The following is a 26612-nucleotide window of genomic DNA, read 5'->3' on the forward strand; positions in this document are numbered from 1 at the left end:
ACGGTCAACGCCGTGGCGACGATCGCCCCGGTCGGCAGCAGGGTGGTGGAGAGCAGCAAGGTGGTGGAGAGCAGCAAGGTGGTGGAGAGCAGCAAGGCGGCGGAGAGCAGCAAGGCGGTGGAGAGCAGCAGGGCGGTGGAGAGCAGCAGGGCGGTGGAGAGCAGCAGGGCGGTGGAGAGCAGCAAGGCGGTGGAGAGCAGCAGGGCGGTGGAGAGCAGCAGGGCGGTGGAGAGCAGCAAGGCGGTGGAGAGCAGCAAGGCGGTGGAGAGCAGCAAGGCGGCGGTCGAGATCCTGGTGGAGAAGGGGAGGGTGCGGGCGAACGCGAGGCGGGGCGTAAGCCCGATGAAAACGCAACGCAGCCCGGCCCCAGCGACGCGCCCGGCGGGAACCAGCAGGGACGTGACGGAGCAGCGGGTGGGAAGGCGGGCAATGGCGACCAACGTGACGGAGCCGGTTCACCGACCGACGCAGCGCCTCCCGGCGCCCCGCAGGCCTCCAAGTCGGGGGGGGGCGGTTGGATGCGGAGCGACGGACCGTCCGACCCACAGGGGGGCGCCCCGGAGGGATCCGCTCCCAACGCCGAAACCGAGTGGGGCCAGCAGGACACCTCCCATGCCCGCAATGCCGCCGACCTCGCCCTCGATCACCTCCGCCGGTCGCTCGCCAAGGGAGACGACAGCGTTCTCGACGCGCTGGGCTGGACCCCCGACGAGGCCCGCGCGTTCCTCGAGCGCTGGGAGGCGATGCGCCGTCGTGCGGCAGCGGGGGATCCGACGCAGAAGCGCGAGTTCGAGCGGGCCCTCCGTAGCCTCGGCCTCCGCGGCGGCACCGTCCGCAGCGCGCGTGACGTTCCCGCCGACGTGAAGGGGGGGCAGTCCGAGGGGCGGCGGACACGGCCCCCGAGCGAATACCGCGATCGGGTCAAGGCGTACTCCCAGGGAACCACTGGCGAATGAGCGGTTCCTTCCAGGGTCCGCGCTATCTGGTGCCGTTCGGTCCCAAACGGGTACCCCACTGCTTCACCGACGTGCTCGTCCTCGGCGGCGGTGTCGCCGGACTCCGGGCGGCACTGTCCGTCGATCCGCGGCTCCAGGTGACGGTGATCACCAAGACCGACCTGCGGGTGTCGAGCAGCCAGTGGGCCCAGGGGGGGATCGCCGGAGTCGTCGATCCGGAGGATCGGTTCGACAACCACGTCGCCGACACGCTCTCCGCCGGCTGCGGACTGTGCCATCCAGACGTCGTCACCGAGGTCGTCCACGAGGCTCCGGCGCGGATCGCCGAACTGATCGCCTGGGGCACCAATTTCGACGCCCGTGACGGGAGTCTCGAACTGGGGCGCGAGGGGGGCCACAGCCACCACCGCATCGTCCACGCCCTCGGCGACGCCACGGGGCGCGAGGTGATGCGGGCGGTGATCGAGCGGGCCCGCGGCTGCGAGAACGTCGAGTTCTGGCCGGAGACGTTCACCATCGACCTGCTCACCGACGACGGCGCCTGCCGCGGGGCCCTCGTCTGGAACAAGGGTCACGGCAAGACGCTCGTCTGGGCGCGGCGCACGATCCTCGCCACCGGCGGTGCCGGGCAACTGTATCGCGAATCGACCAATCCCGAGGGAACCAGCGGCGACGGCATGGCGCTGGCGTGGCGGGCCGGGGCAAAACTGCGCGACATGGAGTTCATGCAGTTCCATCCGACGGTGCTGTACATCGCCGGGGCGGCGCGGAGCCTGATCACCGAGGCGATCCGGGGGGCTGGTGCGCACCTGGTCGACAAGGACGGCAGGCGGTTCATGCCGGAGTTCGACGACCGGGCCGAGCTCGCCCCCCGCGACGTCGTCTCGCGGGCGATCACCGAGGTGATGCACCGCACCCACCATGCCAACGTCTACCTCGACCTGTCCCATCTCGATGCCGATACGGTCCGCACTCGGTTTCCCGGGATGGCGCGGATCTGTGCCGAGTTCGGGCTCGATCTTGCCCGTGACCGGATTCCGGTCCGCCCCGGGGCCCACTACATGATCGGCGGGGTGGCCATCGATCGCGAAGGGCGGACGAGTCTTCCCGGGCTGCTGGCCGCCGGTGAGGTCACATCGAGCGGTCTGCACGGCGCCAATCGCCTGGCGAGCAACAGTCTCCTCGAGGGGCTCGTGTACGGTGCCCGCTGCGGGGCCGTCGCCTCCGCCGAGGCGCTGTCGATGGGGGACCAGTTCCGCGTGCCCGAGTTGGCCCATCCGCGCGGCCGGGTGACGGGCGAGGGGCTCGACCTCGCCGACATTCGCAACTCGCTGCGCAGCCTGATGTGGCGCTCCGTCGGCGTCGAGCGGAGCGGTGCCGCGCTGGCCGAGGCCGCCGAGACGGTCGAGGCGTGGTGCCGCTACGTCCTCCCGCGCCAGTTCTCCGACCCCCAGGGATGGCAGCTGCAAAACATGCTCGAGGTCGCGCGGTTGATGGTCCGGGCCGCGATGGCCCGGCAGGAAACCCGCGGGGTCCACTGCCGCAGTGACCATCCCCGCCCCCTCGACCGGTGGCGGCGGCACATCGCCTGGCAGCGCGACCGTGACGAGGAGATCCCCGAGACGCTGCCGGGTGCGGCCGTTCCCGCCTGAGCCGCGCGTCGCGTGCGGTCGGCCGCCCCGCGGCGATCCGGCCGGGGATTGCCTGTTGTGGCGACGGGGCCTAACAATGGACAGTTTGCGTGCTCCCACCCCCCGCCCCCCTTTCGCACCACCCATGGCCCACGACCCCATTCCGGCCGGCGAGGCGATGATCGAGGCCGACGGGCTGACGAAGTACTACGGCCCGTTCATCGCCATCGAGAACGTCTCCTTCCGGATTCCCCGCGGGGAGGTCGTCGCCTTCCTCGGCCCGAACGGGGCCGGAAAGAGCACGACGATGAAGATCCTCACCGGCTACCTGGCGCCGACCGCCGGCACGGCACGGATCGCCGGCCACGACATGGCGACCGATCGGCTCGCCGGTGCGATGCGGCTGGGGTACCTGCCGGAAAACGGTCCTCTGTACCCCGACATGACCCCGCGCACGCTCCTCGAGTTCTTCGCTGACGCCCGCGGCATGCGCGGGGCGCGCCGCAAGGAGCGGATCGAGGCGGTCGTCCGCCAGTGCGAACTGGGCAGCGTGATCGGCAAGGCGATCGGCAAGCTCTCCAAAGGCTACCGCCAGCGGGTCGGGATGGCGCAGGTCCTGCTCCACGAGCCCGACGTGCTGATCCTCGACGAGCCGACCAGCGGACTCGATCCGAACCAGATCCGCGAGGTCCGCGAGACGATCCGCCGCCTCGGCAAGGACAAGACGATCCTCCTCTCGACCCACATTCTCCAGGAGGTCGAGGCCCTCGCCGACCGCGTGATCCTCGTGGCGGAGGGACGGCTGCGGTTCGACGGCACTCCCGCCGAGTTGCGGCGAAACGGCGGGAGCCTCGACGAACGGTTCCACGAGTTGACCAGGGCCGCCTCGGCCTGAAGGCGGTCGACGGAGGCTCCGGCCAGCCGAGGCCCACGGCGCCGGCGACTGCCGCGGCTGGCCGGGCCGCCGGTTCGGTCACGGGCGACGACACGACAACCCGATCGACAGGATGCCGACAGACATGAAATGGCACGTACTGGACGCGGTGTTCAAGCGAAACTTCGTCTCCTACTTCTCCAATCCGACCGGCTACGTCTTCATCTGCGTGTTCGTGCTGCTCGGGTCGCTGGCCGCGTTCTGGCCGCCGGAGTTCTTCAACTCCAACCTCGCCAACCTCGACCAGCTCAACCGCTACCTGCCCTACATCCTCCTCGTGTTCATCCCAGCGATCACGATGAGCGTCTGGGCCGACGAGCGCCGCCAGGGCACCGACGAGCTGCTGCTCACCATCCCCGCCAGTGACTGGGAGGTGGTGTTCGGGAAGTATCTCGCCACCGTCGGGATCTACACCGTGGCGCTGATGTTCTCCTGCATCTGCAACCTGATCATTCTCCTCCGCTGGGGCACCCCCGACGGCGGCCTGTTCTTCACCAACTACCTCGGCTACTGGTTCATGGGCCTGGCGATGCTCGCGGTCGGCATGGTGGCCAGCTTCCTGACGCCGAACCTGACGGTCGCCTTCATCCTCGGGCTGCTCCTCAACGCGCCGCTGGCCGTCGCCGACCAGGCCGGGGCGGTGATGGGACCACGCTGGGCGGAGCGGGTCCGCAGCTGGGGGCTGGCGGAGCAGTTCTCTGACTTCGGGCGGGGTGTCGTCAGCCTGTCGTCGATCGCCTACTTCCTCGGCGTCGTCGCCGTCTGCCTCTATCTGGCGATGGTCCTCATCGGCCGTCGCCACTGGACCGGTCGGCGCGACGGCCCGCGGATGGGCGTTCACTACCTGGCGCGGACCGCGGGGCTGGCGATGCTCGCCGCCGGGGCGGTCCTCGTGGCCCGGGCCACGGACGTCCGTCAGGATCTGTCCGAGGAACGGATCAGTTCGCTGGCCCCCGACACACGCCGCCTGCTGGCCGACCTCAAGCCCCAGCGGCCGATCGAGATCCGCGCGTACGTCAGCCCGACGGTGCCCGAGGACTACACGCAGACCCGCCTCAATCTCCTCAACACGCTCCGTCAGTTCCAACGCCTCGGCCGGGGCAAGGTGAAGGTCGAGGTCGTGCCGACCGAACCCAAGACCGATGCCGCCGCGCTCGCCCGGCAGCAATTCGGGATCGAGCCGGTCTCGGTACTGTCGCGGGTCCGCGGTGCGTACCGCGAGGAGGAGGTGTTCCTCGGGTGTGCGGTGACCAGCGGCCTGGAGAAAGTCGTGGTCCCGTTCTTCGACAAGGGGACGCCGGTGGAGTACGAGCTGATCCGTTCGATCGCCACGGCGGCTCAGGAGAAACGGCGCCGCCTCGGGGTCGTCACCACCGACGCCGACCTGTTCGGCGGCTTCGACATGATGACCGGCCAGCAGCGTCCGCGGCAGCCGCTGGTGGACGAGTTGGAGAAGCAGTACGACGTCGTCCAGGTCGACCCCTCGGCCCCGATCACCGAAACCTACGACGCGCTCCTCGCGGTGCAGCCCTCGAGCCTCGGTCCGGAGCAGCTCGGCAACTTCGTCGATGCCGTCCGCCGGGGGCAGCCGGTGGCGATTTTCGAGGACCCGCTCCCGGTCCTGATGACGGCCGTCCCTGGCACCGCCCAGCCGCGGCGCGGCCCCGGCGGTCCGATGGCGATGTTCCAGCAGCAGGGCCAGCCGAAGGGGGACATCGAACTGCTCTGGCAGACGCTCGGCCTCCGCCTCGGGGCCGGGGCCGCACGGCCGGCGATGGGGCAGATGGGATCGGCGCCGTTCGTGATCTTCCAGGATTACAACCCGCACCCCAAGCTCGAACTGCCGTCGGAGTTCGTCTTCGTCGACGCGAGCATGGATGCCAAGGACACCGGTTTCAACCAGGACGACCCGGTCACCAGCGGCCTGCAGGAAGTGCTGTTCCCGTTCCCGGGCAGCCTGTCGAAGGACGACGCGGCGGCGGTCGACTGGGTGCCGCTGGCGCGGACGACGCCGCGGTCGGGAACGATCGAGGTCGAGCGGATCCTCGCCAACCGCGACATGCGGATGCTGCGCAACTTCGAGAAGCCGGGGGATCAGTCGATGGTCCTCGCGGTCGCCGTCGAGCGCCAGCCGCCCGCCGCCGCCGACGGCCAGGCCGCCGCGCCCGCCAAGCCGATCCGTGCGGTCGTCGTCTCCGACATCGACCTCCTCGACGGCCGGATCTTCGGCCTCCGCAACCGCCCCGACGAGGTGTTCGGGCTCGACTTCGACAACGTCACGTTCGTGCTTAACATCCTCGATTCCCTCGCCGCGGACGATCGCTTCCTGCAGATCCGCAAGCGGAAGCCCCGGCACCGCACCCTGGAGCGGATCGAAGACGCGGTCGCCGACGCCCGTGAGCAGGCCGACGCCGAACGGCAGAAGTTCATCGACCAGTTCGACCAAGCCGAGAAGGAGGCCAACGAGTCGCTCCAGAAGGAGGTCGGCGACTTCGAGCGCAAGCTCAAGGACCTCGAGGCCAGCGGTCAGGCCGACCGGCAGGCGGCCATGCAGGCGATGCAACAACTTGCCAGCCGGCAGCGTCTCGCCCAACGGCGTCTCGACACGCGGATCGAGCAGCTGAAACGCACCCGGGATGCCGACGTCGAACGGGTCGAGCGCGATCTCGGCAAGAAAATCCGCGAGGAGCAGGACCGGCAGAAGTGGCTCGCCGTCCTTCTCCCGCCGATCCCGCCGCTCGTCGTGGCGTTCTTTGTCTATTTCCGGCGCCGGGCCCAGGAACGCGAGGGTGTGTCGCGGAACCGGTTGCGGTGATCGTGCTGCCGCCCCGCGGCACGGGTTCGGGATCGCGGTGGGGACGTGACGATCGATCGATTCGGAAGGAGCGTGAGGCGATGGCAGGCAGGGGTGAGCGAGTGAACGACGGCGGGCCACGCTCGTCGGGTTCCGGCCGGGGCGACGGCGGTGTGGCCGACGGCCGTTCGGGCCGCGGGTGGCAGGCACCGGACGGGACCGACAGGGCTGCCGAGCGCGGCGCCGGCCGGCCGGCGCCGGGGGCGCTGCTCAAGACCGGGGCATTCCTCGCCTGCGGCGCCGCCGCCCTGGCGGCCGGATTGTTCGCACAGCCTCGGTTCACCGCCAGCAGTGTCGCGCCGCGCGAGGAGCGGAAGCTGTTTCCTGAGCTCTCGGATGCCGCCAAGGCGACGAGCCTCGAGATCGTCCGCTACGACGAGGATTTGGCGACGCTCAAGCAGTTCAAGGTCGCCCAGACGGGCGGCGTGTGGGTGCTGCCCGCCTTCCAGAACTATCCGGCCGACGCCAAGGACCAGCTCGCCGCAGCGGCCACCGAACTGGTCGATCGTGAATACGTCGACATGGTCTCCGACAGCCCGGGCGACCATGCCAAGTTCGGCGTCGTCGAGCCCGATCCGGACAAGATCAAGCCGGGCGATACGGGCGTCGGCGAGCTGATCGATATCCGCGACGGCAACGGCGCCCGGCTGGCGCGGCTGATCGTCGGCAAGGAGTATGCGCGGGCCGGGGGAGCCAAACCGCTGCGCTACGTCCGTCGGGCGGGGCAGGATCCGGTGTACCTCGTCGAACTCGACATGTCGAAGTTCACGACATCGTTCGGCGATTGGATCGAGAAGGATCTGCTGAAGCTCTCGCCATGGGACGTCCGCAAGGTCGTGCTCGACGACTACAAGCTCGAGGCGGTCGACCAGGGAGGCCAGATCGGCGTCGAGCAGGTGCGCAAGGACCGGATCGAGCTGGCCTACGAGGACCGCGAGGCGAAGTGGAACCTCGTCGCCCTCGAGTCGTTCGCGGCGGGCAAACCCGAGCCGCAGCAGTTGGGGGAAAACGAGGAGCTCGCCAGCGCCCGCCTCAATGAATTGCGCAACGCCCTCGGCGACCTGAAGATCATCGACGTCGTCCGCAAGCCAGCGGGCCTGAGCGCCGAGCTCAAGGCCGAGGAATCGTTCACCGGCGACCGTGAGGCGATCCGATCGCTTCAGCAGCGCGGGTTCCTTCCCCTGCGCTCCGGTGAGATCCTCTCGACCGACGGCGAGACGATCGTGGGGATGCGCGACGGGGTCGAGTACGTGCTCCGGTTCGGGGCCGCGACCGCGGTCGGCGCTGCCGACGCCGCCGAGGAGGCTGGTGCCGCGGAAGGCCAACAGCAGCAGGACGGCCGGTATCTGCTCGTGATGGCCCGGTTCAACGAGGCGCTGCTGGAGAAGCCACGGCTCGATCCTGTTCCCGACGGTCCGATCGCGCCGGCGGCCGAGCCTGCAGCACCCGTCGCGCCGGCGACCGAGGCGGCACCCGCCGCGCCAGAAGCTCCGCCAGCGAACGATGCCCCTCCGGCAGCCGATGCACCGCCGGCGGCGGACCCCGCTCCACCGGCCGCGGATGCGGCCACGCCGCCGCCGGCGGCACCTGGCGAGCAAGGGGACCAGGGCGAGGCAGGGCAGAGCGGTGCGACCGCGGCGGAGCAGCCCGCCGCCCCTGCCGGCGAGGCGGCGACGGCTCCGGCCGCTCCCGGCGCCGCGAGTGCTGCCGACGCGCTCAAGGCCGCGGACGAAGCCGAGGCCAAGGCCCAGCAGCAACTCGAGGAGCGGCGCCGCATCGAGCGCGAAAATCGGCGCCGCCAGGACGAGTACGACGACAAGGTGAGGGGTGCGCAGAAGCGCGTGCGTGAGCTCAATGCCCGATTCGCCGATTGGTACTACGTCGTGCCGGCCAAGGAATACGCCCGCATCCACCTCGACCGCGTGGGGGTCATCCAGCCGAAGTCGAGCGCGCCGGCGGAGCCCGCTCCGCCCGGGATTCCGCCGCGGTGATCAATCGCGCGGCCCGGCCGGACCCTGTCCACTGGCTCCACCGGCGGCGGCCGAGACCGGTGGGAGGCCACGCGTTCTTCCGTGCGGCGGCGGAGGGCCGTACCATGGCCCGTCCCGCCGCGGTGGCCGCGTGAGAACCGCATGATCCCCGACATCCTCAGCACTCCACGTACCGCCCGGCTGGGCCGCGCCCTCGGCTTCCGTCTGCTCGGCACGGGCTCGTGGGTTCCTCCCGGCGTGGTGACCAACGCGGATCTGACGCGGCTCGGTTGCGATCCGGAGTGGATCGAGAGCCGGTCGGGGATCCTCGCCCGCCGCCACGCCGCCGCCGACACCGCGACCAGCGACATGGCGGTGGCGGCTGGCGCGGAGGTACTCCGCGCGACGAGAGTCGATCCGGCGGCGGTCGATCTGCTCGTCGTCGGGACGTTCACGCCGGACCACTCGCTTCCGTCGACGGCGTGCCTCGTTCAAGACCGTCTCGGCCTCACCGCCCCGGCGATGGACGTGACCGCGGCCTGCGCCGGGTTCGCCTACGCGTTGGTGACCGCCGCCCAGTTCATCGCCGCCGGCAATGCCCGTCTGGCGCTCGTCGTCGGTGCCGACACCAACACCCGATTCGTCGATCCGGAGGACGTCGGCACCTGGCCGCTGTTCGGCGACGGTGCCGGCGCCGTGATCCTCGAGCGCGTCGCCGACGGTTCCGGTCCGACCCCCGGCCTCCTCGCCCACGCCCTCGGCGCCGACGGCCGCGGTGCCGAGCTGCTCGTCTGCCCGATGGGGGGGTCGCGACAGCCGGTGTCCGTGCCGGGGATCGCCCGGCGTGAGCAATTCATGCGCATGGAGGGGAAAGCGGTCTTCAAGTGGGCGATCCGTCTGGTCGAGGACAGCGTCCGGCAGGTGGTCGCCCACGCCGGGCTCGGGCTCGACGACATCGACTGCTTCATCCTCCACCAGGCCAACGCGCGAATCATCGATGGCGCTCGCTCCGCGCTCGGCGTCACGGCCGACCGGTTCGTCGTCAACCTCGATCGCTATGGCAACACGTCGAGCGGATCGATCCCGCTGGCGCTCGACGAGGCGTTTCGCGCCGGCCGGGTCGGGCCGGGGAGCGTCGTGGTGGTGTGCGGCTTCGGTGGTGGCCTTGCCTGGGGCAGCGCCGTGTGGCGGCTGTGAAGCGGGGCGCGATCACCACGGCGGGGCGGACGAGCGCCGGAGAGGCGCGGAGGCGACGACAGCGATGACGGTTCGAAGCCTGCCCGAGCGGTGCGCCGTCGCCGCCGCCGACACATGGGACCTCGGCAGCCTGTTCCCCTCCGACGACGCCTGGGAGGCGGCGCTGGTGGCGTGGGAAGCACGGCTGCCGCAGTTCACCCCGTTCGCCGGCACGCTCGGGTCCGGTCCCGAGCGCCTCGCCGAGTGTCTGGCGTTCGACCTGGCGATCGACCGCGAGGGGGATCGCCTCGGGACCTATGCCCACCTCCGCGCCGCCGAGGACCAGACCGCAGGCACTGGCCAGCGGATGATGGGGCGCTTTCGCCACGTCGCCACCCGGGCCGGGGAGCTGGCGAGCTTCATCCGCCCCGAGATCGTCGCGCTGCCCGCGGAGACGCTCGGCGAGTGGCTGGCGACCGCGGCACTGGCGCCGTACCGGCTCCTCCTCGAACGGCTCGTCCGGACACGGCCCCACGTGCTCGGCGAGCGCGAGGAGCGGTTGCTGGCGATGCAGGGCACCTTCGCCGGGACTGCCGCCCGCGTGTTCCGGCAGTTGACCGACGCCGACATGCGGTTCGGCACCGTGACCGACGGCGCCGGCAACGAGGTCGAGCTCTCCAACGCGACGTTCGTCACCCTCCTCCACGACACCGAGCGGGCGGTGCGCCGCGACTCGTTCCACCGGTACTACGCCCAGTACCGGGCCCATGCCCACACGCTCGCCGCCACCCTCGCGGGGTCGGTCGAGCTCGACGTCTACCAGGCGCGCGTCCGCAATCATCCGTCGGCCGTCGCGGCAGCGCTGTTCACCGACAACATCCCGCTGGCGGTCTACGACGGCCTCGTGGCGGCGGTCCGCGCGCACCTGCCGACGGTGCACCGGGCCAACGAGCTGCGCCGCCGGTGGCTCCGGCTCGACGACCTCCACCACTACGACTGCTACGTGCCGCTCGTCCCGGAACTCGAGCGCCGGCACGGCTGGGAGGAGGCGGTCGGGTTGATCGTCGAGGCCCTCGCGCCGCTCGGGGACGCGTATTGCGATCGGCTCCGTCACGGATTGCTCGACGGACGGTGGTGCGACCGCTACCCCAACGTCGGCAAGCAGGCCGGGGCGTTCAGCTCGGGCACCTACGACTCGGCGCCCTACATCCTCATGAACTACCAGCCCGAGGCGATCGAGCACGTGTTCACCCTCGCCCACGAGGCGGGGCACTCGATGCACACGCGGCTCGCGGCCGAGGCCCAGCCCTACCAGTACGCCGGCTACACGATCTTCGTCGCCGAGGTCGCCAGCACCTTCAACGAGCAGCTCCTCGCCCGCCTCCTCCTCGAGCGCTGCCGCACGCCCCGCGAACGGGCCGCGATCCTCGTCCGCGAGGTCGATGCGATCCGGGCCACGATCGTCCGGCAGACGATGTTCGCCGAGTTCGAGCGCACGATCCACGCGGCGGCGGAGGCGGGGGAACCGCTGACGCTGGAACGGTTCCGCGCGTCGTACCGCGCCCTGCTCGAGGACTACTTCGGCCCGCGCTTCACCCTCGACGACGATCTCGAGCTGGAGTGCCTGCGGATCCCCCACTTCTACTCGGCGTTCTACGTCTACAAGTACGCCACCGGGCTGGCTGCGGCGATCACGCTTTCCGAGCGGGTCGCGGCGGGCCGACCGGGGGCGCTCGACGCCTACCTTGGCTTCCTCCGCGGCGGGTCGTCGAAATGGTCGCTCGACCTGTTGCGCGACGCCGGTGTCGACCTTGCGGGCGGCGAGCCGGTGGCGACCGCCCTGCGCCGCCTCGCCACGCTCGTCGACGAACTGGAGCGGCTCGAGCCGGAGGTCGTCGGCTGACTCCGCGCCCGGGGCGGCGCGCCGAAGGGTACAATCGCGGATCACCCCCGTCCGCCAGCCGAGTCGGCTTCCCCGAGCCGCAGCGCCGATGACCGAATCGACCCGCGTGCCGCCGTTGTTCGGCTACGCGGCCCCCCCCGGAGCGCACGACGAGTTTCTCGACGGCGCCGGCCATCCGCGGGCCCCGTGGAGCCGCGTCGCCGAGGTGATCGGCGGCTGGAGCCGCGAGGAGTTCGAGACGCGCTGGGAGCAGGCGCGGCGGTTGATCCGTGAGAACGGCGTCACCGCCAACGTCCACGATCCGGCGTCGGGCGAGCAGCGCCCGTGGGTCCTCGACCCGATTCCACTGGTGATCGCCGCCGACGATTGGGCGGTCGTCGAACGCGGCATCTCCCAGCGCCACCGGCTGCTCGACGCCCTGCTGGCCGACGTGTACGGCGCGCAGGCGATGGTCCGCGACGGCGTCGTGCCCGCCGAACTGGTCCTCGGGCATCCCGGCTACCTGCGCCCCTGCCACGGCATCGAGCCTCCGGGGGGGCGCTGGCTGCACCTCCACGCCACGATCGTCGCCCGCGGCCGGGACGGACGCTGGCTCGCGCTCGGCGACCGGACCGGCGTGCCCCGCGGCCTCGGCTACGCGCTGGAGAACCGGCTGGTCGTTTCGCGGCTGCTCCCCGAGGCCTTCCGGGACAGCCGCGTGGCGCGGCTGGCGCCGTTCTTCATCGCGCTGCGGGGGATGCTCCGCGGGCTCGTGCCGTCGCGCGACACGCCGCGGATCGCCCTGGCGAGCCCCGGCCCCGACAGCCCGACCTACTTCGAAGATGCCTCCCTGGCCCGCTACCTCGGCTACACGCTCGTCGAGGGGGGCGATCTCGCCATCCGCGAGGACCGTGTCAGCCTCAAGACGCTCGGGGGCCTGGTGCCGATCGACGTCCTCCTCCGCCGCGTCGACGATCGTGAATGCGACCCGCTCGAGCTCGACAGTGCCGCCCTGACGGGGACTCCTGGTCTGGTCCAGGCGGCGCGCGAGGGGCACGTGGCGGTGGCCAACGCGCTGGGCAGCGCCCTCGTCGAGTCCCCGGCGTTCGCCGAGTTTCTCCCGCAGCTCGCCCGGCGCCTGCTCGGCGAGGAACTGCTCCTGGAATCACCCCCGTCGTTCTGGTGCGGGATCCCCGGCAACCTGCAGCGGGTGCTCGACGGGCTCGACGGGATGGTGATCGAGCCGGTTGCACCGGACGGGGGGACGAAGCGTTTCGCCCCCGGGTTGCTCGACGGCGCGTCGCGCGCGCGGCTCGTCGCGCGGATCCGCCACCGGCCGGAGGGCTGGGTCGGGAGGCCGATGATCGAGCGCTCGGTCGCCCCCTGCTGGAACGGCAGCGCGATCGCGCCGGCGGCCGTCGTCATCCGCTGCTTCAGCGCCGCCGGTGCCGATGGTCCGACGGTGATGACGGGGGGGCTGGCGCGGATGAGCCTGGGCCGGTCGAGTGTCGAGGAATCGGTCCTCTTCGGCGACGGTTCCAAGGACGTCTGGGTCCTGTCGCCCGGCCCGGTGGCGGCGGTCAGCCTGCTCCGCGCACCGGGCCAGCCGGTGCCGCTGCGGCGCAGCGGGCATGATCTCCCCAGCCGGGTCGCCGACCATCTCCATTGGCTCGGCCGGCACGTCGAGCGCGCCGAGGGCACCGCCCGACTGCTCCGCGCCGCGGCGGTGCGGCTGTCGTCGGAGAGTAACCTCGACAGCGTCGGGGCCGTTGCCCACCTCCTGGCGACGTTCGGCGAACCACCGGTGCCGCGGCGCGAGTGGCTCGAGCCGGGACGGGCCGCCACCGCCGGCGAGATCGCCGTCGAGCTCGACGGTGCCGTCTCGGGAGCGGACCGCAGCGGGAGCGTGGCCTCGTCGATCGAGAGCCTGTGGCGAACCGCATCGGTCGTCCGGGACCGGCTGTCGATCGATTCCTGGAAGATTCTCGCCCGGGTCCGGCGGGAGGCCCTCGCTCGGTCGGCGGCGGAGTCGCCGGGGGCGCCCGGGCCCGGCCCGGACGTGCTCGCGCGCCTCGACGGCGTGATCATCGATCTGGCGGCCTTCGCCGGCATGGGCACCGAGAGCATGACGCGTGGTCCAGGCTGGCGCTTCCTCGACATGGGTCGGCGTCTGGAGCGCGCGGTGGGGCTGATCCGCCTTCTCCGTGCCACGCTGGTCAGCGCCGCCGCCGACGAGCCGCGGCTGCTGGAGATGCTGCTGGAGATCGCCGACAGCTCGATGACCTACCGCACGCGCTACCTTGGGGCCCTCGAGGCGGCACCGGTGATCGACCTGCTGGTGATCGACGAGACCAACCCGCGCTCGATCGGCTTCCAGGTCGCCGCCCTCGATGCCCATGCCGCCGCCCTGCCGGTCGACGAGGTCTCGCCGGTGCTGTCGGCCGAACGGCGCGCCACGATGGCGGCGCTGGCGGCGGTGCGGCTCGCCGACGTCGGCGAGCTCGCGCTGGTCGACGGCACCGGGAAGCGGGGGGCGCTCGGCCTCCTCCTCGGGCGGCTCGAGCACGATCTGCGTGCCTTCTCCGACGGGATCACCCACCATTACCTCGTCCATGCCGCGCCGCGCCGGCGCCTGGGCGACCCCCTGGATGCCGCCGATGTCCGCCTCTGACGCCATCGTGCCCCGGGTCGTCGTCGTCGGCCGCCCCAACGTCGGCAAGTCGAGCCTGTTCAACTGGCTCGTCGGCAAACGGATCGCGATCGAGGATCCGACGGCGGGGGTGACGCGCGACCGGCTCGTGCAGCGGATCGGTCTCGGTGGCCGGTTCATCGATCTGGTCGACACCGGCGGGATGGGGTTCGACGATCCCGACGGTCTGACCGGACAGATCGACGCCCAGATCACCGCCGGGCTGGCCGAGGCGGCGCTGGTGGTGATGGTCGTCGACGTCCGTGCCGGCCTGGTGGCCGACGATCGGATGGTGGCCGACCGCGTCCGCCGCACCGGGGCCACGGTGTTGCTGGTCGCCAACAAAGCCGACGACGCCGCGCTCGACGCCCATGCCGCGGAGTTCGCCGCCCTGGGATTCGGCACGCCGGTGGTGACCAGCGTCCGCGGCAACCGCGGGCGCGATCGGCTCGAGGAGGAGATCCTCGAGCGGATCCCCGAGGCGTGGCCGGAGGAGGCCGAAGCGGGGTCACTGCCGGAGATGAAGCTGGCGATCGTCGGCCGGCGCAACGTCGGCAAGAGCACGTTCGTCAACGCCCTGGCACGGGCCGAGCGGGTGATCACCAGCCCGGTGGCCGGCACCACCCGCGACAGCATCGACGTCCGCTTCGAGGTCGACGGCCACTCCTTCCTGGCGATCGACACCCCCGGGCTGCGCCGCGCCAAGAGCCGGACCAGCGACATCGACTTCTATTCCACCCACCGCGCCCAGCGCGGCATCCGCCGGGCCGACATCGTGCTGCTGTTCTTCGACGCCACCGAGCCGATCGGCAAGGTCGACAAGCAGCTCGCCGAGACGATCGTCGAGGAGGCCAAGCCGGTGGTGTTCGTCGTCAACAAGTGGGACCTGTACGCCGCCGACGTCCGGCGCCGCGAGTGGATCCAGTACCTGCGCGACACCTTCCGGACGATGCCCTGGGCACCGGTGGAGTTCGTCACGGCGACCGCCGCGCGGAACGTCAAGGCGACCGTCGACACCGCCCAGCGCCTGTTCCGGCAGGCCGGCACCCGCGTGCCGACGGGCCGGCTCAACGCCCTGATCCGCGAGGCGGTCACATCCAATCCGCCGCCGTCCGATCGGCGCGGCCGGCCGACGCGCGTGTACTACGCGACGCAGGTCGAAGTCCTCCCGCCGACGATCGTGCTGGCGACCAGCGGAACCGCCGGACTTCCCGAGACCTACCAGCGCTACCTGATCGGCGCCCTCCGGGAGCGGACGCCGTTCCGCGAGGTGCCGATCCGGCTGGTGGTCCGCGACCGGGGCGCGGCGGCTGCGGAGGGGGGGGCGTCGGCCGACGAATCCGTCGGGCCACGCGGGGAGTGAGCCCTGTGCGGCGCGGTCTGAAGCCGGGGGGAAGAGGGTGTTTTTCGACGCCGCGGTCGGGTAGTCTCTCCGCCGTCCACCGTCCCGCGTCGTCCCTTCCGGAGACTCCGAGATGCCCGCTCCCGTCATCGTGACTCCTGCCCTGTCGCGCCGTGATGCCCTCCGCGGAGCGGGGCTCGGGGCCGCTGGAAGCCTGGCCGGTGCGCTCGCCGCGGCCCGCGCCGTACACGCCCAGTCCCCGTCGACCGACACGATCCGCATCGGCCTGATCGGCGCCGGTGGCCGCGGCACCGGTGCCCTCCAGCAGGCCCTGTCGGTGCCCGGGTCGAACGTCAAGCTGACGGCGGTGGCCGACGCCTTCAAGGATCGGATCGAGGGGGCCCTCAAGGCCGTCGATTCGATGAAGGACAAGCTCGACTGCCCGGAGGACCGGCGTTTCGACGGCCTCGACGGCTACCAGAAGGTCCTCGACCACTGCGACCTGGTGATCCTGGCGACACCCCCCGGCTTCCGTCCGTTCCACTTCCAGAAGGCGGTCGAGGCCGGCAAGCACGTGTTCATGGAGAAGCCGGTGTGCGTCGACTCGTTCGGCGCGCGGCTGTGCCTCGAGGCGGCGAAGATGGCCGACGAGAAGAAGCTCAAGGTCGTCGTCGGTCTCCAGCGCCGCTACGAGCGGAAGTACCGCGAGACGGTGGCCCGGATCCGCGAGGGGCTCGCCGGCGACATCATCGGCGGCCAGGTCTACTGGAACGGCGCCGGCATTTGGTACCGCAACCGCCAGCCGAACCAGACCGAGATGCAGTTCCAGGTCAACAACTGGTATCACTTCAACTGGCTGTGCGGCGATCACATCTGCGAGCAGCACGTCCACAACATCGACGTCGCCAACTGGTTCCTCGACAAGCTCCCGGAGAGCGCCTACGGCACCGGCGGCAAGCAGAACCGCGTGCCCGGTCAGCCGAGCGAGATCTACGACCACCACGCGGTCAACTTCACCTACCCCGGTGGGATCCGGATCGCCAGCCAGTGCCGCCAGTTTCCCGGTGGTGACGGCCGCGTGAACGAGGAGTTCCAGGGCACCAAGGGCTACGTCAAGATCGGCGAGATCACCGACTACGCCGGCAAGGTGCTGTGGAAGTTCGAGGGGGAGAATCCCAACCCCTACCAGGTCGAGCACGACGAACTGCAGGACGCGATCCGCAACGACCGGCCGCTCAACAACGCCTACTACGGCACGACGTCGAGCTTCTCGTCGGTCCTCGGGCGGTTCGCGACCTACACCGGCAAGCAGTGGGGCTACAAGCAGGCCCTCGAGCTCAACTACCGGACGATGCCGGAGAACCTCTCGTGGGATGCCGAGCCGCCGGTGCAGCCGGACAAGGACGGCAACTACAAGATTCCGATGCCGGCCGACTACCGGATCGCCTGAGCGCGACGGTGGGCCACCACGCCCGGACGGCATCGTGACCGGGTGCGGCGGTGGGATCGTGATGGCCAGCCAGCAGGGAGGCAGCGGATGATCGTCGGCGTTCCCAAGGAGACGAAGCGCGACGAGTACCGGGTGGCGCTGCTCCCGGTCGGAGCCGAGGAGCTCGTCCGCGGCGGCCACCGCGTCCTCGTGCAGGCCGGTGCCGGGGCGGGCTCGGGGTTGGCCGACGAGGCCTACGCGGCCTGCGGGGCCACCGTCGTCGACGGTCCCGAAGAGGTCTTCTCCGCCGCCGAGTTGGTGGTCAAGGTCAAGGAGCCGCAGCCGGCCGAGCTCGGGCTGCTGCGCGCCGGCCAGGCGCTGTTCACCTATTTCCACTTCGCCGCCGACCGCGCGCTCACCGAGGGGTTCCTCGCCACCGGTGCCACCGCGGTGGCCTACGAGACCCTCCGTGACGACCGCGGCCGGCTGCCGCTGCTGGTGCCGATGAGCGAAGTCGCCGGCCGGATGAGCATCCAGGAGGGGGCGAAGTACCTCGAAAAGCCGCAGATGGGGCGCGGGATCCTCCTCGGCGGGGTGCCGGGGGTGGCGCCGGCGAGCGTGCTGGTGCTCGGGGCGGGAACGGTCGGGGCCAATGCCGCCAAGGTCGCCGCCGGCTTCGGCGCCAACATCGCCCTGCTCGACACCAACCTCGAGCGGCTCCGCTACCTCGACGACGTCACCGCCCCCAACGTCGACTGCCTGTACTCCGACCGGCACACGATCCGCGAGCATCTCGGCCGTGCCGATCTGGTGATCGGCAGCGTCCTCATCCCCGGGGCACGGGCGCCGCACCTCGTCGAGCGCGACGACCTGAAGCTGATGAAGCCGGGGGCCGTGATCATCGACGTGGCGATCGACCAGGGAGGGTGCGTGGCCACCAGCCGTCCGACCACGCACGCCGAGCCGACCTATCTCGTCGACGACATCGTCCATTACTGCGTCACCAACATGCCCGGCGCCGTGGGGCGGACGAGCACCTATGCGCTGTGCAACGCCACGCTCCCCTACGTCCTCGAGTTGGCTGCCGCCGGGGTCGACGAGGCGGCGCGGGCGAGCAGCGCGATCCGCTCGGCGATCAACGTCCACTGCGGTCGGCTCGTCCAGCCGGCGGTCGCCGCCGCTTTCGGGCTGCCCTGCGAGTGGTACCAGCCGTGAACGTCGGGGCATCCGCGCCGGGCGCGCCGGTCGCGATCCGCTGGGAGGGTGACGACGGCCCCGCCGGCCGGCTCCTCCTCCTCGACCAGACGCTCCTTCCCGGCCGGGCGGAATGGATCGCCTGCGGCGACGTCGCCGCGGTCGTCGAGGCGATCCGCAGCCTGCGGGTCCGCGGTGCGCCGGCGATCGGGATCGCCGGCGCCTACGGGATGGCGGTCGCCGCCGGTGAGGCGCTGGCGGAGGACCTCGAAGGCGTGGCCCTCCGCGACCATCTCGCGGCACGCGCCGAGGCCCTGGCCACGGCGCGCCCGACCGCGGTCAATCTCCGCTGGGCGGTCGAGCGCTGCACCGCGGCGCTCGCGGGGCTGGCCGCCGGCGCCACGGCGCGCGACTGCCGGGCGCGGCTCCTGGCGGTCGCCCGGGAGATCCACGACGAGGACCGCCGGCTGTGCGCGGCGATCGGACGGCACGGCGCCGCGATCCTCCCCGCCGGCGACATCCTCACCCACTGCAACACCGGCTGCCTCGCGACCGGCGGGGCGGGTACGGCGCTGGCGGTGATCACCTCGGCCTGGGACCTCGGCCGGCGGTTCACGGTCTTCGCCGACGAGACCCGGCCGCTGCTCCAGGGCGCGCGGCTGACCGCCTGGGAATTGGTGCAGCGCGGGATTCCGGTGACCGTGCTGGTCGATGCCGCCGCCGGCCATCTCCTCTCCACCGGCCGGATCGGCGCCTGCATCGTCGGTGCCGACCGGATCGCCGCCAACGGCGACACGGCCAACAAGATCGGCACCTACTCGCTGGCGCTCCTGGCGGCGGCACACGGCGTGCCGTTTTTCGTCGCCGCGCCGTCGAGCACGTTCGACCTGGCGCTGGCCGACGGCAGCGGGATCCCGATCGAGGAGCGGTCGGCGGCCGAGGTGCTCGCGCCGCTCGGGGTGCGGGCGGCCCCGGAGGGCGCCGCCGCCTACAACCCGGCGTTCGACGTCACCCCCGCGCGCCTGATCCGGGGGATCGTCACCGAACGGGGCGTGATCACGCCGGTGACCCGTCAGACCGTCGCCGCCACGCTCGGCGCGGGCTCATCGTCGCCGTGAATCAGCCGAGGCCGCGGGCGAGCTCGACGAACGCCCGGACCATCGCCCCGCTGCCCCCGCCGTCGGTCCAGGGACGCGGCTTCTCCGCGAATGCCGGACCAGCGATGTCGACATGGGTCCAGGGGATCGCGCCGACGAACCGCTCGAGGAACTTCGCCGCCGTGATCGCGCCCCCCCAGCGGCCGTCGCCGATGTTCTTGATGTCGGCGACCTCGCCCTTGATGAGGTCGTCGTAGATCTCCGGGTACATCGGCAGTTGCCAGACAGGCTCGCCGACCGCGCGGGCGGCGGTGGCGACGCGGTCGCACCAGGCCTGGTCGTTGGTGAACAGCCCGGCGACCTCGGTGCCGAGGGCCACGACGCACGCCCCGGTGAGCGTCGCGGCGTCGACGATCCCCGCCGGCGCCAAGCCGCGGACCACGTCGAGCACGTCGGCCAGCACGATCCGCCCCTCGGCGTCGGTGTTGTGGACCTCGATCGTCGTCCCGCTCCGCGCCCGGATCACGTCGCCGAGCTTGTAGGCCGCCGGACCGGTCATGTTCTCCGCCAGGCCGAGCGCCGCGACGAGACGGATCGGCAGTCCGAGCCGGGCGATCGTCGCCGCCGCGGCCAGCGTGGCGGCGGCGCCGGCCATGTCGCACTTCATCGTCAGCATCCCGTCGGGCGGCTTCAGCGACAGCCCCCCCGAGTCGAACGTCACCCCCTTGCCGACCAGCGCCAGATGGGGCGGTCCCTCGGGTACCCCGGGACCGCGATACGTGAGCAGGACGATCCGCGGCGCGCGGTGGCTCCCCTTGCCGACGGCGAGGATCGCCCGGCAGCCCTCGCGCACGAGCCTGGCCTCGTCCCAGATCTCGCAGCCGAGACCGGTGTCGGCGGCGACGGCGGCGGCGGTGGCCGCGAAGCTCGCGGGGTAGATGTCGTCCGGCGGCATGTTGACCAGCCGCCGCGCGAGGTTGACCCCGGTGCCGATCCGTGCGCCCCGTTCGACCGCGGCGGCGTCGGCCCCCAGCCAGACGACCGGAAACGGCGTGCGGCGCCGTTCGGCACGGAACAGATCCTGGCCGACCATGCCGACCGCGGCCCCGGCGACGGCCTGCTCGGTCTGCCGCGCCGTCCAGTCGGGATCGGCGACGAGCGCCACCGCCGTCCGCGGCTTGGCGGCGAGGTGGCGGGTGGCGGTCGCCGCGGCCCGGTAGAACGCTGCCGGATCGGACAACGACGCCGCGCCGGTACCGACGACGACCAACTGGCCGACCTGGAGGCCGGAAGGGGCGAGGAGCGCGAGGCACTCCCCCGGCTTGCCGTGCAGTTCACCGGCGGCCGCGAGACGGGTCAGCAGGCCGCCGGTGGCGGCGTCGATCGCCGCGGCCGGGCCGCGGCCGAGGTCGGCGCGCCCGTCGCGGCTGCCGACGAAGATCACCAGCGCGTCGGCGGTGACCGCGGCGACCTTCGTCGTGGCATCGACGGTGATCGGGGGCTGCGGGGGCATCGCGTCGGGGGTCATCACGGCGTCTCCGGGGTGGCGGGAGCGACAGTGTAGGGGGCGGGTGCCGGTCCGGAAACCGTGCCGCCGTCGGACGGCATCGACCGGGGCGGCGTGAGCCACGGCGCCACCAGCGCCAGGAGCACCGGGAGGACGACGAGGTTCCCGGCCAGTCCACCGGTCAGCGTCAGGCAGCAGAGGGCGCCGAACGACACGGTGGGGATGAACGAACTGGACAGCAGCGCGAGAAACCCGACGACGAGGGCCAGCGTCGCGAACACCATCGCCCGCCCGGCCGTCTCGTGGGCCACGCCGAGGGCCGCCTCGACGGCGCCGTCGAGGGCGAGCCGGCGACGGAAGGCGACGATGTAGTGGATCGAGCTGTCGACCGACAGCCCCATCGACACCGCCGCGATCATCGCCGTCCCCATGTTGACCGGTTCGCCGATCCAGCCCAGCAGGCCGAGCACGAGGAAGATCGGCAAGGCATTCGGCACCAGGGCCACCAGCGCCAACACCACGCTCCGCAGGCTGACGGCGAGGAGGAGGAGGATCCCCGCGGTGGCGACGAGAAACGCCGCCCACTGGTCGGCCAGCAGCCGGTCGACGAGCTGGGCCAGAAGCACGAAGAACCCGGTGACTTCGCCCCCCGGCCGATCCGGGGCGGCGGGAAACTCCTCGGCGACGATCCGGCGGACCCCGGCGATCACGGCGTGCTTCACCGCCGCCGGCTGCCGCTCCCGGGAGCGGAGCATGACCCGCAGCCACGCCGACCCGTCGGCGGGATCGCGGCCCCACAGCGCCGCGGTGAGCCGCGGCTCGCGCTGCCGCAGCAGCGCCAACGCCCCGCCCACCACCCACCCCCCGACCCGGCTCCTCTCCAGATCGGCGAGCTTCACCGGCGACAGGGCGTCGAGGAGATCGGCGAGGCTCATCACCTTCGTCAGCCCGGGCGCCGACCCGCCGTCGGCACCCGGCACGACGACCTCCTCGCGCAGCCGGCGCTCGAGGCGGGCCACGGCGGCGAGCGTCGCCGCGTCGGGGGGATCGGTGGAGGGCACGAGCACGTCCCACACCCCCGCGCCCCCGAGCCGCGTCTCGACCATCTCGTAGGAGCGGACGACCGCGCTGCCCCGGCGGAAGTTGCGGATGTAGTCGGTCTCCACCTCCAGCCAGCGCATCCCCGAGACCGCCACCGCGACGACGCCGGCGGTGACGGCGAGGATCGTCCACGGCTGGGCGACGATCCGCTTGACGAGCCGGTCGAGCCCGAGGTCGAGCAGCCCCTCGCCCCAGGCACGGCGCGGGTCGGAGGAAAACCGACCGGCGAGGGCGAGGAACGGCACCAGCGCCGCGGCGGCGAGGAGCACCATCACGGCGCCGATCGCGGTCATCAGCCCGAAGTCGTGGACCGGCCCCACCCGGCTGACCAGCAACGAGCCGAAGCCGATGCAATCGGTGGCGATCGCCCCGACGATCGGCCACATCAGGATCGACAGCGCCTCGCGCAGGGCCGCCTCGGGGGACAGCCCCAGCGACCGCTGCCGGCGGAACTCCACGATCAGGTGCACGACCGTGCCGATCGCCACCACCGTGACCATCGCCGAGAGCATCGTCGAGACCATCGTCAGCCGCAGGCCGAGCAGGGCCAGCACGCCGCGCGTCGTCCACAGGGCGAGGAGGACCACCGCCAGCGGCGCCACCAGCCAGCGGAGGCTGCGGAACGAGACGAGGAGGACGGCCGCCGCGAGCAGGCCGGCCGTCGTGCCGAGGAGGTCGCCGTCGCGTTCGAGCATCGCGAACCCGTCGCGGAGCATCACCGGCTCGCCGGCGACGGTGCCCTCGGGCAGGTCGGCGACCAGCGTGCGGAGCGTGTCGATCGTCGCCCCACGCCCCGACTGGGTCCCGTCGCCGGCCGCCGGGGCGAGGACGCAGACGACCGCTGCCGTCCGGCGGTCGGTGCCGACGACGTAGCCCTCGAGGAGCGTGACCAGCGACGCGGCGGCGGGATTGCCGGCGACGTCGACGATCCCGTCGCCGAGCGGAGTGGTCGCGAGGCTCGTGGCGGCGGCGATCCCCGGCAGCTTCGCGATCCGGTCGGTGAGCGTGCGGAGCCGGGCGATCCCGGCGGTGGAGAACAGGTCGGCGTCGTCGTAGGCGACGACGAGCACCTCGCCGGAGCCGAACGTGCGGGCGACCCGGTAGTAGGGCACGAGGGCCGGGTCGGTGCGATCGAACATCGCGTCGATCGACCGGGAGAACTCCAGATGCCGCGCCCGCTCGACGGCCACGACCCCGGCGAGCAGCGCCAGCCCGGCCAGCACGACGCGCCGGGCGATCAGCCACCCCGCGACCCGCTGGCTCAGCGTGGGCATCGGGCGGGGCTCTTCTGGCAAACGGGGCGGGCCGGGGCGACGGCGGACGGACGGTGGACCACGTCCTTCTCCGCTCCCGGGGCAGGCTGGGAAACGTCGTCATCGTAGCCGTCGGCCGACGCGGGTCACCAGTCCCACCCAATCGCCCGCGCGGGGAGCGCCGTGGCGAAGGTGACGCGAGGGCGCTCCCCGGGGACGCGACCTTCGAGCTGGCCACCGCGCGGCGGGATAACCCCAATCGCGACGCGGACTTGGGGGCCGTCGGCGGGGTCCGCGATGCCTTGACCCCCTGCGCGCGGCACTCCTATAACCCCGCGGATTTTTTCAAGTCCGTCCCCTCCCGCGCTTCCGCGCGGACTCCACGCGTGCGCTCACACGGCATCCCTCCACCGCTCCGCCGCCATCCCCGGTCCGCCCGCGGGAGCGCCCTCGCCGTCGCCTGTCTGGTGGTGATCGGGCTGCCGCGCGCCGGCGCCCAGACGGTGCCCGAGCCCGCGCCCACGGCCGGCGTACTCGCCGCGGTGCCGGCGCGAGGCCTGGCCGCTGCGATCGCCGAGGCAGGCAGGATCGAGGTACCGGCCGTCGATCCCGGCGAGGGGCTGTCGATCGGCGCGGGCCAGGCGGCGCGGTGGACCGAGGGCTCGTACGACGTCTGGCATCTCACCGGCGGCGTGCGGATCGAACAGGGCACGACACTGGCCACTGCCCACGAGGCCGTGGTCTGGATCGAGCAGGATCCCGGTGCACCGCCTCCCGACGCCGATCCCGGTGCCGATGGCCCGCCGCGGCCGCCGCTGCGCGGGGTGCTCGTGCGGATGGCCGGAGACGTGCGCGTCGCCTCCGGCGACGACACGGGGAACGCCACGGTCCGCGGCCCGCAGTGGACGGGGCGCTTCTGGACCTGCCGATCCCCGACGCTCGCCTTCACCAGCGTCGTGCCGGCGGCGGGCACGCCGGCGGTCTACGACCGGCCGCCCGAAGGCGCCCCGCCCCCGGTGACCGAGCGCGCGGGTGACGACGGTGCGGTGACGCTGGCGCAGTACAGCGAGTTCGGCGGCCGCGCTCCGCCCGCCGTGGCGGCCGTGCCGGGGCGGCGGCTCCGCGCTTTTCCGCGGTCGAGCGTGCCGCTCGCGATCCGCTGGTTCCCCAGCCCTGCCGGCGGTGAATGGGTGGCGGTGATCACGTCGGGGGTGAATCTCGTCGTCGACGGGGTCGACCCCGCCGGGCCGCTCGACATCTCTGCCGACCGGCTCGTGATCTGGACCCGGGGCGCGGGCCAACCCGACCTCGACGGCAGTGCCGCGCAGGCCGCCGACGTACCGCTCGAACTGTACATGGAGGGCAACGTCGTCTTCCGGCAGGGGCAACGCGTGGTCGAGGCCACGAGCATGTTCTACGACGTGCCGCGCAGCTCCGGCGTAATCACCGGCGCCACCGTACTGACGCCGGTCGACAACTACTCGGGCCTGGTGCGGTTGCGCGCCGATGTCCTCCGCCAGGTCGACCGGAGCCGGTTCGTGGCCGGCGGGACCGGGCTGACGAGCAGCCGCCTCGGGGTGCCGACCTGGGAGTTCCGCTCGCGGCAGATGGAGTTCACCGACGATCAGGTGCCGCTGGCCGGGCCCGACGGTGCCCCGGCGGTCAATCCGCTCACCGGCGAGCCCGCCGTCGAGCACCGCCAGTTCATCGTCAGCCGGGGGAACACCGTCACGCTCGGCGGGGTGCCGGTCCTGTGGTGGCCGATCCTCGCCTCCGACGCGCGCAAGCCGACCTTCTACATCAATAACGTCCAGGTCCGGAACGACCGGATCATGGGCGCGCAGGTGCTCACGAGCTTTGACCTGTTCCAGATCTTCGGCTGGCGGCAGCCCCCCGACGGCGTCGACTGGGATCTGAACATCGATTACCTCAGCTACCGCGGCCTCGGCTTCGGCACCGCGCTGCTCTACAACCGCCCTGACTTCCTCCGCATCGGCACCCCGGCCAACGGCGTGCTCGACGCCTGGTTCATCAACGACCACGGCATCGACAACCTCGGCCTCTACCGCCGCGACTTCACCTACCCCGACGACTTCCGCGGCCGGGCCTTCTGGCGTCACCGCCAGGATCTCGGTGGTGGCTGGCAGGCGCGGGGCGCCGCCGGATGGATCAGCGACATGAACTTCCTCGAGGAGTACTACGAGGCGGAGTGGGAGGAGGGCTACGAGCAGCGCACCTGGCTCGATCTCCGGCGGCCGATCGACAACCGTGAACTGCGGCTGCTGACCAGCGTCCGCGTCGATCCGTTCTTCACCCAGAGCGAGTGGTGGCCGCGGCTCGACCACTACACGATGGCGCAGCCGCTGCTCCGCGACGCCCTCTCGTGGTACGAGCACAGCGGCGCTTCCTACGTCCGCCAGGCGCTGCCGCAGACGCCGACGCCCGGGCAGGGGCTGCAGTACTGGACGACGCTCCCCTACGAGGCCGACGTGATCGGCGAGCGGCTGGCGACGCGCCACGAGATCGACCTGCCGTTCCAGGCCGGGCCGGTCAAGCTCGTGCCCTACGCGCTCGGTGAGCTGGCCCACTGGGGACAGGACCTGTCGCAGTCGCCCCTCGACCGCGCGTACGGTCAGGTCGGGATCCGTTCCAGCCTGCCGATGTGGACCGCCGACAACTCCGTCGAGAGCACGCTGTGGAACGTGCACGGGATCGCCCACAAGGTGGTCTTCGAGCTCGAGTATGCCTACGCGGATTCGACCCAGGACCTGTCCCAGCTCCCGCTCTACGACCAGATCGACGACGACACGATCAACCAATACCGGCGCAACATCCCGTATTGGGACTACGGGGCGATCCCCGGCCAGGCCACGCCGCTGCCGCCGGGGGTGGTGTTCGGCCCCGACGGCAAATACGACCCGCGCTCCTACGCCGTCCGGCGCGGCCTCGCCAGCTGGGTGACCGGGCCGACGGAGATCGCCAACGATCTGTCGGTGTTCCGGCTCGCCGCCCGGCAGCGCTGGCAGACGAAGCGCGGCCCGGCGGGCAACCGCCGGATCATCGACTGGATCACGCTCGACATCGACGGCGAGGTGTTTCCGGTGACCGGGCAGAACTTCGGCCAGCCGCTCGGACTGTGGCAGTACGACTTCCGCTGGCACGTCGGCGACCGGACCACGGTCCTGTCGAGCGCCGACGTGGATTTCTTCACCGGCGGCCAGCAGCTGTACACCGTCGGGGCGCTGCTCAACCGCACGCCGCGCGGGAGCTTCTACATCGGCTTCAACGAGTTCGGCGGACCGATCCAGGCCAGCGTCCTGACCGGGTCGTACACCTACCGGATGAGCCCCAAGTGGGCGAGCTCGTTCGGCACGGCGCTCAACCTCCGCGGGATGAACATCGGCCAGAACTTCCAGCTCGTGCGGATCGGTGAGTCGTTCCTGATGACCTTCGGGTTCAACGTCGACTACAGCCGCAACAACGTCGGCGTGACGTTCAACCTCGAGCCGCGTTTCCTGTCGCGGACGCAATTCGCCAGCCGTTCCGGGCTCGACGTGCCGATGGCCGGCGCCTACGGGCTCGAGTAGCCGGCGGGGC

The 26612-nt window shown here is 71.8% G+C and carries 14 protein-coding genes and 1 pseudogene; 13 read left to right on the plus strand and 2 right to left on the minus strand.

Annotated features, from left to right (window positions below):
• The first annotated feature begins 74 nt into the window (after positions 1 to 74).
• The 12 genes and pseudogenes from FJ309_08295 to mtnA all read left to right on the plus strand — a co-directional run bounded on the left by FJ309_08295 (position 75) and on the right by mtnA (position 19175).
• Positions 75 to 146: pseudogene (locus FJ309_08295) on the plus strand (single-stranded DNA-binding protein).
• An 806-nt stretch (positions 147 to 952) separates the two neighbouring features.
• The gene (nadB, locus tag FJ309_08300; GenBank protein MBM3954598.1) at positions 953 to 2608 is read left to right on the plus strand and encodes an L-aspartate oxidase; all 1656 of its coding nucleotides are present in this window, start codon (positions 953 to 955) and stop codon (positions 2606 to 2608) included.
• Between the two features lie 157 nt (positions 2609 to 2765).
• Complete coding sequence (locus tag FJ309_08305) at positions 2766 to 3482, plus strand: ATP-binding cassette domain-containing protein (GenBank protein MBM3954599.1); 717 nt, start codon at positions 2766 to 2768, stop codon at positions 3480 to 3482.
• 112 nt (positions 3483 to 3594) lie between these two features.
• Entirely contained in the window at positions 3595 to 6336 is a 2742-nt protein-coding gene (locus FJ309_08310) for an ABC transporter permease (GenBank protein MBM3954600.1), read from the plus strand.
• A gap of 80 nt (positions 6337 to 6416) precedes the next feature.
• Positions 6417 to 8366, plus strand: coding sequence for a DUF4340 domain-containing protein (locus FJ309_08315; GenBank protein ID MBM3954601.1), 1950 nt, complete (start codon positions 6417 to 6419; stop codon positions 8364 to 8366).
• A 180-nt stretch (positions 8367 to 8546) separates the two neighbouring features.
• Positions 8547 to 9542, plus strand: a complete 996-nt coding sequence (locus tag FJ309_08320; GenBank protein MBM3954602.1) for a ketoacyl-ACP synthase III — start codon at positions 8547 to 8549, stop codon at positions 9540 to 9542.
• A gap of 64 nt (positions 9543 to 9606) precedes the next feature.
• Positions 9607 to 11424: an oligoendopeptidase F gene (gene pepF, locus FJ309_08325; protein MBM3954603.1), complete on the plus strand. Its 1818-nt coding sequence runs from the start codon at positions 9607 to 9609 to the stop codon at positions 11422 to 11424.
• Positions 11425 to 11512: 88 nt separating this feature from the next.
• A complete protein-coding gene (locus tag FJ309_08330; GenBank protein ID MBM3954604.1) occupies positions 11513 to 14074 on the plus strand; it encodes a hypothetical protein in 2562 nt (853 codons plus the stop codon).
• Positions 14016 to 15455: a ribosome biogenesis GTPase Der gene (der, locus tag FJ309_08335; GenBank protein MBM3954605.1), complete on the plus strand. Its 1440-nt coding sequence runs from the start codon at positions 14016 to 14018 to the stop codon at positions 15453 to 15455. Before FJ309_08330 ends, der begins: the two co-directional genes overlap by 59 nt.
• Before the next feature lie 112 nt (positions 15456 to 15567).
• A complete protein-coding gene (locus tag FJ309_08340; protein MBM3954606.1) occupies positions 15568 to 16884 on the plus strand; it encodes a Gfo/Idh/MocA family oxidoreductase in 1317 nt (438 codons plus the stop codon).
• Between the two features lie 87 nt (positions 16885 to 16971).
• Positions 16972 to 18078 carry an alanine dehydrogenase gene (gene ald, locus FJ309_08345; GenBank protein ID MBM3954607.1) on the plus strand — a complete coding sequence of 369 codons (1107 nt, stop codon included), beginning with the start codon at positions 16972 to 16974 and terminating at the stop codon, positions 18076 to 18078.
• A gap of 35 nt (positions 18079 to 18113) precedes the next feature.
• Positions 18114 to 19175 carry an S-methyl-5-thioribose-1-phosphate isomerase gene (gene mtnA / locus FJ309_08350; protein ID MBM3954608.1) on the plus strand — a complete coding sequence of 354 codons (1062 nt, stop codon included), beginning with the start codon at positions 18114 to 18116 and terminating at the stop codon, positions 19173 to 19175.
• A gap of 1 nt (position 19176) precedes the next feature.
• On the opposite strand, the gene FJ309_08355 is transcribed toward mtnA, so the two are convergent.
• Positions 19177 to 20682, minus strand: a complete 1506-nt coding sequence (locus FJ309_08355; protein ID MBM3954609.1) for a leucyl aminopeptidase — start codon at positions 20680 to 20682, stop codon at positions 19177 to 19179.
• Complete coding sequence (locus tag FJ309_08360; GenBank protein ID MBM3954610.1) at positions 20682 to 23036, minus strand: hypothetical protein; 2355 nt, start codon at positions 23034 to 23036, stop codon at positions 20682 to 20684. Before FJ309_08360 ends, FJ309_08355 begins: the two co-directional genes overlap by 1 nt.
• 365 nt (positions 23037 to 23401) lie before the next feature.
• On the opposite strand from FJ309_08360, the gene FJ309_08365 reads away from it, so the two are divergent.
• A complete protein-coding gene (locus FJ309_08365) occupies positions 23402 to 26602 on the plus strand; it encodes a hypothetical protein (protein MBM3954611.1) in 3201 nt (1066 codons plus the stop codon).
• Positions 26603 to 26612: the final 10 nt, after the last annotated feature.

The organism is Planctomycetota bacterium (genome assembly GCA_016872555.1).
In the GTDB taxonomy this organism is placed as follows: Bacteria; Planctomycetota; Planctomycetia; order Pirellulales; family UBA1268; genus F1-20-MAGs016.

Bases quoted from the DNA above. Each gene is read 5' to 3' on its own strand.
- FJ309_08355 (MBM3954609.1), bottom strand. From the start codon at position 20,682: ATGACCCCCGACGCGATGCCCCCGCAGCCCCCGATCACCGTCGATGCC.
- ald (MBM3954607.1), top strand. From the start codon at position 16,972: ATGATCGTCGGCGTTCCCAAGGAGACGAAGCGCGACGAGTACCGGGTG.
- FJ309_08310 (MBM3954600.1), top strand. From the start codon at position 3,595: ATGCCGACAGACATGAAATGGCACGTACTGGACGCGGTGTTCAAGCGA.
- FJ309_08305 (MBM3954599.1), top strand. From the start codon at position 2,766: ATGATCGAGGCCGACGGGCTGACGAAGTACTACGGCCCGTTCATCGCC.
- FJ309_08340 (MBM3954606.1), top strand. From the start codon at position 15,568: ATGCCCGCTCCCGTCATCGTGACTCCTGCCCTGTCGCGCCGTGATGCC.
- pepF (MBM3954603.1), top strand. From the start codon at position 9,607: ATGACGGTTCGAAGCCTGCCCGAGCGGTGCGCCGTCGCCGCCGCCGAC.
- nadB (MBM3954598.1), top strand. From the start codon at position 953: ATGAGCGGTTCCTTCCAGGGTCCGCGCTATCTGGTGCCGTTCGGTCCC.
- FJ309_08360 (MBM3954610.1), bottom strand. From the start codon at position 23,036: ATGCCCACGCTGAGCCAGCGGGTCGCGGGGTGGCTGATCGCCCGGCGC.
- FJ309_08315 (MBM3954601.1), top strand. From the start codon at position 6,417: ATGGCAGGCAGGGGTGAGCGAGTGAACGACGGCGGGCCACGCTCGTCG.
- der (MBM3954605.1), top strand. From the start codon at position 14,016: ATGCCGCGCCGCGCCGGCGCCTGGGCGACCCCCTGGATGCCGCCGATG.
- FJ309_08330 (MBM3954604.1), top strand. From the start codon at position 11,513: ATGACCGAATCGACCCGCGTGCCGCCGTTGTTCGGCTACGCGGCCCCC.